Here is a 13,287-nt window from a genome sequence, read left to right as displayed (position 1 = left end):
TAATTAAAGGGTAAGTGTAATTATCATCGGAAATTATATTATATGATTGGAACTGGCGCCCAGAATGAAAGGCGCCAAGTTTTGATACAAAATAATGAGTTAGTGTTACTTGCTGCGCAGCATACGCGCGACAAACATACCATCACTATTCGCTTCAAAGGGCCACACGGTCAACATTTCTGTTTGTTCACCGCTAAAAGGATGGCGTATCGGCGTGAGCGTGAACTCTGGATGTTGCTGTAAAAACGCCGTTACCACGTCTTGGTTCTCGAGCGGCGACAAGGAGCAAGTGGCGTAAACGAGGATGCCGCCGGCCTTAACTGCGCGGCTACTGCGGCTTAAAATATCGAGCTGTAACGCGGCTTTATCGGCCACGGCTTCAACACCATCCAACCAACGCATATCAGGATTACGTCGCCAAGTGCCAGTACAACTACACGGGGCATCGACTAACACACCGTCAAAATGGTCCGCAGGCACGGGCAGGGCATCACTTTTCCAACGGGCCACGCTAATGCCGTTAAAGTGCGCTCTTTGGGCGCGTTTAGTGAGTTCTTCTAGGGCATTGGAGCGAATATCGGACGATATGATGCTGCCCGCAGATGACGTTTGGTTATCAGCAGCTTTAGCTAGCATCAAAGAGCGCAGTTGCAGGGTTTTTCCGCCAGCACCGCTACAAGCATCCCACCAATGGTCATCGGGTTCAGGCGCGCAAATTTGACCAATAACCTGTGAAGCCAAATCTTGGATCTCGATGTTACCGTCTTTATACAGGGCTATTTCATTAAGATTCATACTCTTACTGCCAAGATTGATGGCATCGCTAAAGTAGTGACCATCACTCGCTTCTATACCGAGCGCTTGAAGTTGTGTTGCCGCATCTTGACTCGTGATCCCTTGCGCGCGTCCCCAAATCGGCGGGCGACTAGACATAGCAGCAATTAATTGCGTTTGCTGCGCCGCATCAACAGGGCACACTTGCCAGAACCAGTCGGGTAATAAATCCTGTGATTTAAGCTTAGCCGCTGGAAATAAATGCTGCATTAGCGTGAGTTTGTCGTTGAGACTGTCAACTGCAAGTGCTTGAGCCTGTTGATAATCGATAGGCGACTGCGATAACTCATGCCAAGCAGTGGCGATATCTTGCCAGGCATGGGCTTCCAATAACGCACTGGCGCTTAGGCTGGCAAAATAAACGGCTGATTCTTGCTGATCGCCTAATCGCTGAAACCATCCCCACCAGCGGAACAGACTAAATAAGGATTCACGAATGACTTTACGATCCTTCGAGCCGTGTTTTTTATGTTCTCTAAAGTAGTTTGCCAGAATACGGTCGGCGGGCATTTTACTGCTTTGAATTTCATCGAATAATTGCTTAATTGTACTGGCGTAACTGAGTGCACGTTTTTGCGCTGGGGTGTTCGCCTGAACATTTAACGCCGATGATGTGACTGAGTTGGATGCCATACCGGAAGAGAAGCTGCTTGGATTACCCATAAATTTAGCCTAGATCATGCTTCTGTGACTGCGCCTTATGTAAGAGGCATAGTTGAACAGAGGAGAAAAATAAGTGGCGCAGAGTGTAGCAGTTTTGCCCGATAACAGGCAGTAAAAAAGCCCCGAATTAGCATCAGCTAACGGGGCTTTTTGTGGTTGAGTCACTGGGACTCATGGTGCATTCAGTACCAAAGGGTTATTTGGAGGCTATCGCGCAATGACCGTTTAGCAGATGACTATTTCGTCACCATCTTTTGGATTTGCTTAGCCCGTTCTTCATCGCTCATTTCCACCGGTGGCGGCGTGATTATGCCTTTTTGGCACGCAGGTCTGAGCGCTAACTCATCTAACCAACGTTGCAAATGTGTCAGACCTTCCATATTGATGCCGCTCCACTCGTGGATCCGCACCCAAGGCCAAGTTGCAATGTCGGCAATCGTGTATTCGTCACCAGCAAGGTATTGATTTGTAGCTAGTTGAGTATTCATAACCTCGAATAAACGTCGACCTTCTTTTTGATAACGGTCAATGGCTGCGGGGATTTTTTCAGGGAAGTACCTAAAGAATACGTTGGCTTGTCCCATCATGGGGCCGACGCCGCTCATTTGGAACATTAACCACTGGATCACCTGTGAGCGCTTTTTCGGATCGGCTGGCAGGAATTTACCTGTTTTTTCGGCGAGATACAGCAGAATAGCACCCGATTCGAATACCACAAAATCTTCGTTATCGCGGTCGATAATGGCGGGAATGCGACCATTGGGATTGATGGCGATAAACTCGGGCTGTTTTTGCTCACTGGTGCTGAAATCTAATTTATGGACGCGATATTCAAGTCCCATTTCTTCCAGTGCGATGGAAATTTTAAAACCGTTAGGGGTCGCGGCTGTGTATAAATCTATCATGATGATTCCTTTAGGTTATAACGCTTATAGCTACTCACTTTAGTGTCTATGAATATTCATCATCAGGCATTAGCGCCGCTATTTTTTAGGGGTTAACGATACTATGGCAGGACGCTGCGCCATAGTGATGAACCAAGCCTTAAGGTGCGGCAAGCTGTCAGTGACTTCAATATCTAAATTCTTAATAAAACTGATAAAAACGTAAGCCGAAATATCGGCAATACTGAATGCATCGCTTGCCACAAAGGCTGACGTGTTCAATTGTTTGTCTAAGCTTGGTAGGAAGTCAATGACCCTTTGGCGTGATTCTATGCCCCAAGACTCGACACAATTTTCCCTGTCTTTATAGACACCGCTTAAATTACGAAAGGCTTGAAACCCGACCATTAATCCTTGTAACTCTATGATACGTTGCCACATTTCTACTTTGGCGCGCTCAAGCGGTGTATTACCAAACAGTGAACGCTCACTCGGGTGGATTTCGTCTAAATAGCGGCAAATGGCAACAGATTCACACAGGTAGCTACCATCATCGAGTTCGAGCAGTGGAATGCGGCCATTTACACTTTTGGCTTTAAACTCGGCGCTTAAATTTTCTCCTCCGCGGATATCGACGTTCACTCTTGGCACTTCTATGCCTTTTTCCGCAAGAAAAATACTGACCCGGCGTGCGCTGGGAGTCGGAGCTAATTCGTAGAGTTTCATCTAAAGTCCTGTAGTTTTTATCAGTGCTTTATGCTCGATTCGGGCATATAAGGCTTTTTCTGAACGTTCGGTTAGGTTATAATTTACGCTATATCTAAACGAACAGTCAAGAATGATTTACCCCTCAACTTTCTGTAGTAAAGAGGAATGGTGAAGCTGATCGTGAACGCGTATTCAAGAGATTAGGTCGCAGGCTATGGCACGAAGTTGTAATTTTGATCGGCAAGAAAAACTCATATTGGCGATGGAGCTTTTTTGGCAAAAGGGCTTTGCCGAAACCTCGATTTCCGATCTCGTCGGCCATTTAGGCATTAATCGATTTAGTCTCTATAACAGTTTCGGCGACAAGCAGAATCTTTATCGCGAGTGCCTCAGTTTCTACCTCGATAACTACTCCTTTGGCGCTTCAGATACTTTGCTGCATGAAAAAGCGGGCTTAGCTGAAATAGCAGCTTATCTAGCGCGCTTTGTTGCTTTGCAGCGGGAGCAAAAGTACGGCTGTTTTATGCAAAATGCCGTGCTCGAAAAGAGCCTTAACGATGAAAGTGTGCTGCAGGAATGTCAGCGATTATTTTGTCGATTACAGACCTCATTCACCCAAGTGTTACAAGTTTGCCAAGCGCGTGGAGAGCTATTAGCCCATGTGCAACCACATCAAGTTGCTGCTTTTTTAGTGCTGCAATTACAAGGGATTAGAGTGTTAGGCAAGGCGGGCGAATATGAGTTATTAGACAATGCGTTTGTTGTATTGCAAAACTATTTACGTAGTTTGAGTGCTAATCAGACGGCATAACTGCAAATGACATAGTTTGATTGGCCTAGGTTTTTGCCTAGGCCATGTTTTTTAGAAATCTATTTTTTAAAAGTTTATTTTTAAAAGTCTATTTCTAAAAGTCCAAGTCCAGCGCAAAACACAGATAGGCCATCAGTTGAGTACAGTGTGCAAATTGCTCGGCACAAAAACTGGCTGCATCTGGGCGGCAGAGTTCCTCAAAGGCGATATTTTTAACTGCGATAAAATCTTTTCGTTTTAGCTCTATCAACATAGGGTGGTTTTTATCAAATCCCTTTGGTGGTCGAGTTAAGCTATCGCCATCCATATTAAATCCATGACTTTGTAAGGTTTGTAGCGCCTTTTTATAGCCGTTGGGATTCTCATCGATACAAGTGCGAATGGCATTTAAGGCTTTCGATTCTGGGTGCCAAATCCCAGCAGCAATAAAACAGCCATCTTCAGCGATATGTAGATACAGTCCTGGGGCATGTACGTCTTTGCCCTGAAAATGGCGAAATTGAATGCCGACATTGGTTTTATAGGGCGTTTTATCTTTGCTAAAACGGCTGTCTCGCTGGGGACGCATCAAGCTGCCGCCGACTTTTTTTGGTACGGCAGTGAGCCTAGGCGAGAGGGCGAGGATACTGGGCTGCATTTGCTCGATAAACTGCAGTGCAGGCGTTCGCACTGTTTCTTCGTATTCCGCCTGATGGGCTTTAAACCAGTCGCGGGAGTTGTTTTGTGCCAGTTGATTTAAAAATTGCAGGCTCGCCGCGCTGAACGTTGCACCAGTCGCGATGGGGATTTTAGTTGTTAGAGTGGCCATTATCAGGGAACCTTATTAATGCCGATAAACCGAGCATAAGCAGTATTAATGCCGATTGAGGAGCAAGGTGAGTTGCTGACATATCCTTCCATATCGCCCGCTCGTTCTTACTCACGATAGTTAAGACACTATAGTTAAAACACGATAGTTAAGACTGCACAAATAGGGTGCCAATACTGCCATCCTTCGGCAAGATCTTCACTTAAATTTTTGCATTGTGCCGCTTCTACCTTGTTTTCAATAAGTCGGTTATTTACACGTAAAGCTAAGTGAGAACTATTCTTATCTTTCTCGTTAGTGCCTATAATGCCGCCCTATTTTTAGATTGGTTTGTTAATAGGATGACGTTGAATGGGTTGCCTGCCTAAGTGTGATAAGTGGAAAGCGAATAGAAATCTGTCGCTTATGGGATTATGTATATTGCCCTCAATGCCGTTGTACGCCGCTGAGGTATTGGGCGAGCCTAAGGTTGAGCCGATTGAGATCCTGCAGGTTCATGGGCAGCAATATCGCAGGGCTATCACAGTCGCTAAACCCGGTGAAGCGATTATTTCCATGGATCAAATCGAGGAGATGCAGGCGACAACTTTCGCCGAAGTGATCGATGATATGGCGGGGGCGCATATCGATGGCGGTACCCGCAGTGGCGGTGAGCGGATTAATATCTGGGGCTTTGGCGAGACTGAAGATTTTAACGTTTATGTGGATAATGCCCCGGTGGGATTTGAGCAGTATCGTTACGGATCATTTTTCCTCGATCCTGACCTCATCAAACGAGTGGAAGTGATTAAAGGTGCCCATGATGTACGCTCGGGCAATGGGGGTTTTGGTGGTGCCATGTATGTGGTCACTAAATCGGCTGATGATTTTCTTAAATATGATCAATCCCTTGGCGCGCGAGTCAAAACCAGCTACGCCAGCAATAATGACGCTATGGGTTATACGGGGACAGTTTATGGCCGCGTGAATTCACATCTATCTGGCTTGCTGCATCTTACGCGTCGCGATGCGGGGGATGTCACTTTAGCCAATGGTGAAGAGTTTGAATATTCAGGTTATGAGCAAAATAACTACCTAGGTAAGATGGATTACACGCAGGGCGATCACCAATTAGCCTTGAGCGTGACCCATTATCTTGATGAGGGCCGCAAACCTTGGGCTAACCGCCGTGGCCCTATGCCTGCAATTTCGGACTACAACATCAAAAAGTACGGTTCCTACGAGCAGGCTCTGTATGCCACAACTGCCTACAACACCTATGAAGACAACACTTGGTCGGCAAATTATCGCTATTCGCCGAGTAATCCCCTGATCGATACCCAAGTGGTGATTTCCCATTCGGCGAATGCACGCCACTGGGTAAGACCCGATATCGCGTGGGAGAAAATGACGGTTTCTGTAGGCAACTTCGGTCACGAATCTTGGCTAGACTATAAACGTGACTACATTGATATCAACAACTTGAGCTTGATTGGTGACCATGAGATCACCACCGGATTACAGTACCGTAGTCTTGACCGCACTTCGTTAGTGTTTAACAAAAGTTATGAAACAAATCCCGAGAAAAACTTTGGCTGGTACACGCCTTATTATCAACCTGAAGGCCGTCAAGATACCTATGCTGCCTATATTCGCGATGCAATTCATCTTACTAATGACTTAACTGTGACTCCCTCGCTGCGATATGACTTTATCTACAGCATAGGTCGACCAAATATTGCACCAGATTACAATGATATTGCTGCGGGCCATGATTATAGCTCAACCCATCATTCGGGGTTCTCACCAAGATTAGGCATAGATTATCAACTGACAAATCACGCTCGGTTAAACTTTGATTACGCTTATAGCTTGCAAGCCCCTGTGGTGGATGAGATTTATGCCGTGCAATACGCTAAAGCCAGCATTACCGGCACGAGTCGCGACATTGATGTCGAACGCTTACATGCCTTCAAATTAGGCCTAATGACGCAGCATCAGCATGTACTTGCCAATGAGGATGCTTTGTCGACGCAAATCACCCTGTTTGCCAATTTAGGTCGTGATGATATTGCCCAGCGCCGCGGAGCTAAGTCTGATAAAAACCAGTTAATTCAAAGTGGTTACACAAATCTTGATGGTTACCATATTTACGGTGCCGATTTTGAAGCCCAATATCGCTATCAAGATGTGTTCAGTGATCTTGCGGTTTCATGGCTACAAGGACAGCACAATGGGTCACTCAGAGACAGCCAAGATGACGATGAATATTTAGCTAACATAGCCCCGCTCGATATTCGATTGCGTTTAGGCATGTATATCACAGATGACATTTCTATCGCTTGGCAGGGCGCTTGGTATGATGCGCAAACCAATGTTCCCCACGGTGATATCTTTAATGCCGAGTCGCCAAGCGAGAATTATTTCCTACAGAATGTGTATCTCGCCTATGAACCTCAAGCCATCTTAAAGGGATTAAGTGTGCGTTTGATGGTAAAAAATCTTACGGATCTGCAAGTGGTGCCGTTTCTCTCCGATGGGATCCCCGCAGCTGGGCGTGATGTTCGTTTGAGTTTAGCCTATGAATTTTAAAGACTAATCACCAAGGCTGTGTGGACTAGGCATATATAGCTCATAAAAAATAGGGTTATATTGCCTCAGCCCCCTGCCGAAAAATGCCAGTTTATGGCATAATCCGCGTTTTACTAGGCATATAGAACAGAAAAATGACTGAAAATGAATTGCTAAGTCGCTGTGGCGGCAAGTGTGAACTGTGTGGCAGCGAGCTTGAACTCTCTATTTATGATCTGCCAGCCTCCGATGGCCGTGACAATGAGATCATGATTTGTGAAACCTGCAGTGGCCAAATTGCGGCACCGGATACCATGGACATGAACCACTGGCGTTGTCTGAATGACAGCATGTGGAGTCCTGTACCGGCAGTTCAAGTGATGTCATATCGTATGCTTAAGCGCTTAAATGGCGAAAGCTGGGCGCAAGATTTGCTGGATATGCTTTATCTTGAAGACGATTTAAAAGCGTGGGGTGATGCCGAAGTTGCCGCAGCAGGTGACGATGCGACGCCAACGTTAGACAGTAATGGTGCAGTGCTCAATGCTGGCGATACTGTGGTCATCATCAAAGACTTAAACGTGAAAGGCACTAGCTTTGTGGCTAAGCGTGGCACAGCTGTGCGTAACATTGCTTTGACCAACAACCCAGAGCATATCGAAGGCCGCGTTAACGGTACTCGTATTGTGATTCTGACGTGCTTCGTTAAAAAGTCTTAAGTTTCGCTTAGTGTGAGCGCGATTTATTTAGCTCAACACAATAAAAACCGCCATGATCGTTAGCCGACATGGTGGTTTTTTTATGTTGAGTTAGGTAGTTAAGATACGCAGCGGGTGATTTGATATTGGCGTGCATAGCCCTGCGGATTAAATTGCCAAGATAATATCCACGCGATCACACTTAAGCCACCGAGTAATAACCAAGCACTGTTAAAGCTGTTGAAATTATCGCGAATTAATCCGGCAATCCAAGGCGAGATAGCCGCTATGGTATATCCCACACCCTGCACGAAGGCGGTTAATTTACCTGCTAACATAGGATTCTGTTGATGATCCATAGTGACAATCAGCCCGAGTGGAAAAATCCCGCCAATACCTAATCCTGCAAGTCCCGCCCATAAAAATAGCGATACTTGAGGGGCGAGTGCCAGTCCCATAAAGCCAATGAGTTGTAGCAAGCAGAGTAGGGCTATGATGGCGCGTCTGTCCGTCGACTTGCTGGCAAGCCAAGGAAACACTAAGCCCGCGATCACTTCCATGCTGGTTAAGAAACCTAACACTAATCCCGATTGAGTTTGGCTATAACCTAGCTCGACCGCGTAGGGGGCTAACCATGCAAGTACGCAGACATAACAACTTGTGCCTAATGCAAAAAATATCGCCAATAGCCAACTGCGACGAAAACGCCAAAAGTTAAGTTGCAAAGCTTGCTCTTTTGCTTGGCTCGGTAATGCGGCTTTATGTTTAATCAGGAGCCACAGCACGAGTGCGAATATGCCTAACCAAGTCCAATGACCTAGACCCGCGCGCCAACCTAAGTTCATCCCGATAAAAGGTGCGCTACTCGCCGCTAATGCCGCGCCACCCATAATGGCGGTGACGTAAAGCCCCATCATTAAGGGCACTCGTTCACCGAAATTAAGCTTAATCATGGCGGGCATTATGGTTTGAATGAGGGCGATTGCGACCCCTGCCAGTAATGCCGAGCAGATAAGCCAATTGGCATCTATCGCCCAGAAGCGCATTGCAGTGGCGCCGATCAGCAGTAGCAATGATCCTGTCATTACGGTATTGAATCCTAAACGTTTGGCGATACTAAAGCCTGCAAAACAACCCAGTCCCATGGCGAGCACGGGCAGCAATGTCAGCATAGATGCTAAGGTAAAACTTAAGCTGATATCCTTTTGTATGCTGGGCAGTAAAGGCCCAACGGAGGCGAGAATGGGTCGTAGATTTAGACCAATAAGGATGAACGCGAGTCCGAGCAGCAATAAATTCGCTTTCTCTGTCTGGGGGGATCGCATGGATTGTCTCCAAAAATAAGCTGAGTTTGATTTGCTGAAAAAGTGATTTGTAGCAGTATTTAGCATACTCATGATGATTTCCTTTCAACAACAGTAGGTTGAAACTATATCACTACAATTCAAAAAGAATCTCTTTCAGATGTATCTCGATGTAAAGATATTTTAATTCTGCGAGAAAATGACTAAGATGTAAAGAATGATGTAAAGAATCTTTATGTTGAGATAAACCTATGACAGCTAAAATGACGCTAACTAATGCCAGTCCTGCGGATACTAACGCGAGTTCTACGGATAAAAAGAAAGCGGCTTCGAATACTAAAGAAGATGGCCTCGATAGAATTGTTGAACAGTGGCAACAGCAAGGGGTTACTGAGGATTTGATCCCTATGGCTGTGCTCGGGCGAATCGCTCGTTTAACGAAATATATCGAAGTGGTACTGCTGCAATGCCACGCCGAATTTGGCTTAGGTCAGGGGGAGTTCGATGTGCTCGCGACGTTAAGGCGCTCGGGAGAGCCGTTCACACTCTCGCCTTCGCAACTTTATCAGAGCATGATGCTAAGTTCTGGCGCTATGACCAGTCGTTTAGACAGACTCGAAAATAAGGGGCTGATTGAGCGGGAGCACAGTAAGGAAGATCGCCGCGCCGTCCATGTTTCGTTAACTGCTGAGGGTAAGGCGCTCATTGATAAGGCATTACCTCAGCATATTCAATGTCAAAGTGCGTTGTTCGCGGGCGTGAGCGTTGAAGATAGGCCTGTATTACTGCAGATTTTAAAATCTTGGCTGAACCAATTTGAGCCGCAATAATTCGTTTAAAATCCCACTTTAGTCTTTAAAGTAGGCTGATATGTAATAGCGGATCACTTTGGCAAAATGCGGTAAACATGAGCCAACCGCGCGGGATAACATTTTATAGAACAAGGGAGTTGCCATGGTAAAAAGACGTGAAGCATTTGAATTAGCGGGAAAACGAGTCACAGCTGGGACGCAATTAGGGATCAAGCTGCCAGCCGCTAAGTTGTATACCGATACGCAACTCGATATTCATGTGGAAGTGTTTCACGGAGCCAAACCTGGCCCGACTTTACTGGTTTGTGCCGCCATTCATGGGGATGAACTCAATGGTATCGAAATTTGTCGGCGTTTATTAGCCAGAGTGAATCCAAAGAATCTGACGGGCACATTAATTGTGGTGCCAATAGTGAATGTGTTTGGTTTTATTCAGCAATCCCGTTATTTACCCGATCGGCGCGATTTAAATCGTTGCTTTCCAGGTTCTAGCAAAGGGGCGCTCGCAAGCCGTTTAGCTAATCTGTTTGCCACTCAGTTATTAGTTCATGCAACCCATGTGATTGATTTACATACAGGGGCCGTCCATAGGGATAATTTGCCGCAAATTCGCTGTGATACTAATGATGAGACTATGCTCGCCATGGCGAATGCCTTTGGTGCGCCGCTTATTATGCATTCTAAAGCGCGCAGTGTTTCTATGCGAGGTTATGCTAATCAACAGGGCATTCCTTGCATTTTATATGAGGCTGGAGAGGCGTTACGTTTTAGCGAGTTGTCGATAAAATCTGGCCTCAAAGGTGTGCTCAATGTGATGCGCAGTTTAGATATGCTTAAAGGGCGAGTGAGTAACAAAGGCGCGAGTGTCAGTGCTATTCGCAGTTATTGGGTTCGCAGTGAATCCGATGGTTTAGTGAATATGAAGCTTAAACTCGGCCAGCGGGTGACTAAGGGCTATATCATTGCCCATATCGTTAGTCCCCACGGCGGTGACAGTGTGGCCATTCGCGCGCCAACCGACGGTATTATCATAGGAATAAGTAATATCCCTGTGACTAACGAAGGTGAGGGGATGTTTCATATCGCCCAGTTCGAAGGTGATGAGATTGAAATTGCCAACGAACAGCTCGATGAATTCCTGATGGAATATGCCTAGATTCTAGAATCTAGATCTCATCACCCCTACAGTTTAAACCGCTCCACTGAGCTGGTGAGTGAATGGGCAAGCAGAGTGACTTCGTTGCTGCGTTTAGCCATGTCCATGGCTTCATTGGCATTTTGGTCTGCAGATTGTGCCGCCTCACTCATGCTCGACTCAATCCGTTGGCTGTAATCTAACTGCTCGTGGGCGGCGTGGGTGATCTCTAGACTCATTTTATTGAGGGTATGTAAGGTGCTTTCTATGTGAGCGATAGCATCCTGCAGGGTTTGGCTTTGTCCGACACATTCGTTTGCCTGATTTTGACCTGTGGTAATTGCACTCGCTGCCGTGGACGTTTCTTTTTGCAGGGCCGTGATCATGGTTTGAATTTCGGCGGTGGCGGCTTGGGTGTGTGAGGCAAGTGATCGCACTTCATCGGCCACGACGGCAAAACCACGACCATGTTCCCCCGCTCTGGCGGCTTCAATGGCGGCGTTCAGTGCCAGCAAATTGGTTTGTTCGGCAATGCTGCTAATGGTGGTTAAAATGCTGCCAATATTATCGCTTTGAATGCTCAAGCGAGACATGACTTCAACTGAGCTACTTAAACGGGCGCTCAGTTCGGCAATTTTATTGCGATTATCATCGGCAATTTGCTTCACTTGATTACCGTATTTCGAGGCTTGACTGATTTGTCTCGCCGACTCACTGGCCTGTTCTGTCACTAGATTTGAGCTAGTAAACATCTGTTCTGCCAAGGCTTTCGTTTCATCGACTCGACTGATTTGCGCCGTTGCGGCATTGGCGATGCGCTGGCCTTGCTCATTGGTTTGGGTGGCAGAGCTGTCCAATGAATGGGCATTTTGGCTGATATTGGTTAACAGCTTGGCAAGATCGTCACTCAAGGTATTTATGTTATCGATTAGGGCACCAAATTCATCATTATGGCGTTTATGAATGCGTTTAGATAAATCCCCTCGGGCGATACTGGCGAGTGCGCCGTTCACTAAGGCCAAGGGATTGAGCATGGCCTTGGAGGTGAAGAAAGAGATAAAACTCACCATGGCGATAAATACCAGTGCTAGTACAATCGCTAAGGTTTGACCCTGTTGAATATCATTACTGGCGATGGTTTGCAGGCTGGTAAATCGGCGGTCGGCTAAGTTGATTAACTTATCTAAGGCGAGATTATTCGCATTAAACTCTTTATCGGCATCGAGGTAATGTTGCTCTGCTTGTCGTTGTGCCTCAACTACGGCTTCCTGCACTTTATAAAGTTCAGCAGGCGCTGCGAGTAAGGTATTGATAATCGCATATTCTTGTTCGAATATTTGCAGTAATCCTAAGGTATCAAGCCCATCAGTTTGTTGTTTTAAAAAGGTAAAGTTAGTGGTGAGATTTCCCAGTAAAATACCGACATCCTGTTGGTGCGATTGAATAACATCCAAACTTTGAGTGTGGATCAGTTCCCCCATAGTGTTGGCTAGCGTATAGAGCATGTCGTCAATGCGAGTACCTGTGCCGACAATTTCTTCGAGTAAAGTGGGATTATCGGGGATGGAAAGAGTTTCGAGATCAATCATCGCATTACTGGCGTTGGTCTTGGCATGGTTAAAGCGCTCAAAGAGTTGCAGGTACTGCCGTTTTGCTTGTTCATTGGCGAGTTTAGCGCTAAACATGGCTTGGCTTTGCTGCAAATAGGCTTGGTATCTTGCTTGCGCTTCGTTCAGGGATGTTTGCATCTTAGGTTGATCTGCAACTCGCTTAATTAACTCATTTTCGATACTTTGATATTTCTTCTGCAGCGCGGTAAATGCTTGCTGACTTTTGGTTAAGGCGACAGTGTCTTGCTGACTATGGGCTAGGGTGGCAAGGCGTGACATTTTTAATAGCACTAGTTGTAAGCTATTACTCTGCTTTTGCACGGGTACGGCTAAGGTTTCAATATTTTGATAGGCAGTTTGTACTTGGGAGAGTGAATAGTAGAAAAAGCTACTGCCAGCGATGAGTAGTGCGCCAATTGCACTAAAACTAAAGATGATTTTTTGTTTTATGGTAAGCGTTAACATAGTGC

The 13,287-nt window shown here is 46.1% G+C and carries 11 protein-coding genes; 5 read left to right on the top strand and 6 right to left on the bottom strand.

Features of this window, described 5'->3' with window-relative positions; all coding sequences use genetic code 11:
- Positions 1-105: 105 nt before the first annotated feature.
- The 3 genes from L5M38_RS15610 to L5M38_RS15600 all read right to left on the bottom strand — a co-directional run bounded on the left by L5M38_RS15610 (position 106) and on the right by L5M38_RS15600 (position 3,107).
- A complete protein-coding gene (locus tag L5M38_RS15610; RefSeq protein WP_263179609.1) occupies positions 106-1,497 on the bottom strand; it encodes an RsmB/NOP family class I SAM-dependent RNA methyltransferase in 1,392 nt (463 codons plus the stop codon).
- 236 nt (positions 1,498-1,733) lie between these two features.
- Complete coding sequence (locus tag L5M38_RS15605) at positions 1,734-2,402, bottom strand: glutathione S-transferase family protein (RefSeq protein ID WP_011790070.1); 669 nt, start codon at positions 2,400-2,402, stop codon at positions 1,734-1,736.
- A gap of 78 nt (positions 2,403-2,480) precedes the next feature.
- Positions 2,481-3,107, bottom strand: a complete 627-nt coding sequence (locus tag L5M38_RS15600) for a glutathione S-transferase (RefSeq protein ID WP_263179607.1) — start codon at positions 3,105-3,107, stop codon at positions 2,481-2,483.
- A gap of 196 nt (positions 3,108-3,303) precedes the next feature.
- Here L5M38_RS15600 and L5M38_RS15595 point away from each other — a divergent pair, with 196 nt between their 5' ends.
- The gene (locus L5M38_RS15595) at positions 3,304-3,900 is read left to right on the top strand and encodes a TetR/AcrR family transcriptional regulator (protein ID WP_263179605.1); all 597 of its coding nucleotides are present in this window, start codon (positions 3,304-3,306) and stop codon (positions 3,898-3,900) included.
- 94 nt (positions 3,901-3,994) lie between these two features.
- On the opposite strand, the gene L5M38_RS15590 is transcribed toward L5M38_RS15595, so the two are convergent.
- Positions 3,995-4,708 (bottom strand): DUF2461 domain-containing protein, encoded by a 714-nt coding sequence (locus tag L5M38_RS15590; RefSeq protein WP_168823266.1) that lies wholly within the window; start codon positions 4,706-4,708, stop codon positions 3,995-3,997.
- Between the two features lie 351 nt (positions 4,709-5,059).
- On the opposite strand from L5M38_RS15590, the gene L5M38_RS15585 reads away from it, so the two are divergent.
- Positions 5,060-7,279, top strand: coding sequence for a TonB-dependent receptor (locus tag L5M38_RS15585; RefSeq protein WP_263179603.1), 2,220 nt, complete (start codon positions 5,060-5,062; stop codon positions 7,277-7,279).
- 134 nt (positions 7,280-7,413) lie between these two features.
- Positions 7,414-7,977 (top strand): PhnA domain-containing protein, encoded by a 564-nt coding sequence (locus L5M38_RS15580; RefSeq protein ID WP_011790067.1) that lies wholly within the window; start codon positions 7,414-7,416, stop codon positions 7,975-7,977.
- 98 nt (positions 7,978-8,075) lie between these two features.
- On the opposite strand, the gene L5M38_RS15575 is transcribed toward L5M38_RS15580, so the two are convergent.
- Positions 8,076-9,281, bottom strand: a complete 1,206-nt coding sequence (locus tag L5M38_RS15575; protein WP_263172309.1) for an MFS transporter — start codon at positions 9,279-9,281, stop codon at positions 8,076-8,078.
- A 230-nt stretch (positions 9,282-9,511) separates the two neighbouring features.
- On the opposite strand from L5M38_RS15575, the gene L5M38_RS15570 reads away from it, so the two are divergent.
- The gene (locus tag L5M38_RS15570; RefSeq protein WP_212600316.1) at positions 9,512-10,090 is read left to right on the top strand and encodes a MarR family winged helix-turn-helix transcriptional regulator; all 579 of its coding nucleotides are present in this window, start codon (positions 9,512-9,514) and stop codon (positions 10,088-10,090) included.
- Positions 10,091-10,214: 124 nt separating this feature from the next.
- Positions 10,215-11,228: a succinylglutamate desuccinylase/aspartoacylase family protein gene (locus tag L5M38_RS15565; RefSeq protein WP_028760658.1), complete on the top strand. Its 1,014-nt coding sequence runs from the start codon at positions 10,215-10,217 to the stop codon at positions 11,226-11,228.
- A gap of 26 nt (positions 11,229-11,254) precedes the next feature.
- Here the strand turns inward: L5M38_RS15565 and L5M38_RS15560 are convergent, their stop codons facing one another.
- Positions 11,255-13,282, bottom strand: coding sequence for a methyl-accepting chemotaxis protein (locus tag L5M38_RS15560; protein WP_263179600.1), 2,028 nt, complete (start codon positions 13,280-13,282; stop codon positions 11,255-11,257).
- Positions 13,283-13,287: the final 5 nt, after the last annotated feature.

It is taken from the genome of Shewanella sp. SM101 (genome assembly GCF_025654465.1).
Classification (GTDB): Bacteria; Pseudomonadota; Gammaproteobacteria; order Enterobacterales; family Shewanellaceae; genus Shewanella; species Shewanella oncorhynchi.
Note: the sequence above shows the minus strand (reverse complement) of the source record. Positions and strands in the feature narration are given on the sequence as shown.

Bases quoted from the DNA above. Each gene is read 5' to 3' on its own strand.
- L5M38_RS15600 (WP_263179607.1), bottom strand. From the start codon at position 3,107: ATGAAACTCTACGAATTAGCTCCGACTCCCAGCGCACGCCGGGTCAGT.
- L5M38_RS15595 (WP_263179605.1), top strand. From the start codon at position 3,304: ATGGCACGAAGTTGTAATTTTGATCGGCAAGAAAAACTCATATTGGCG.
- L5M38_RS15570 (WP_212600316.1), top strand. From the start codon at position 9,512: ATGACAGCTAAAATGACGCTAACTAATGCCAGTCCTGCGGATACTAAC.
- L5M38_RS15590 (WP_168823266.1), bottom strand. From the start codon at position 4,708: ATGGCCACTCTAACAACTAAAATCCCCATCGCGACTGGTGCAACGTTC.
- L5M38_RS15610 (WP_263179609.1), bottom strand. From the start codon at position 1,497: ATGGGTAATCCAAGCAGCTTCTCTTCCGGTATGGCATCCAACTCAGTC.
- L5M38_RS15575 (WP_263172309.1), bottom strand. From the start codon at position 9,281: ATGCGATCCCCCCAGACAGAGAAAGCGAATTTATTGCTGCTCGGACTC.
- L5M38_RS15565 (WP_028760658.1), top strand. From the start codon at position 10,215: ATGGTAAAAAGACGTGAAGCATTTGAATTAGCGGGAAAACGAGTCACA.
- L5M38_RS15580 (WP_011790067.1), top strand. From the start codon at position 7,414: ATGACTGAAAATGAATTGCTAAGTCGCTGTGGCGGCAAGTGTGAACTG.
- L5M38_RS15585 (WP_263179603.1), top strand. From the start codon at position 5,060: ATGGGTTGCCTGCCTAAGTGTGATAAGTGGAAAGCGAATAGAAATCTG.
- L5M38_RS15560 (WP_263179600.1), bottom strand. From the start codon at position 13,282: ATGTTAACGCTTACCATAAAACAAAAAATCATCTTTAGTTTTAGTGCA.
- L5M38_RS15605 (WP_011790070.1), bottom strand. From the start codon at position 2,402: ATGATAGATTTATACACAGCCGCGACCCCTAACGGTTTTAAAATTTCC.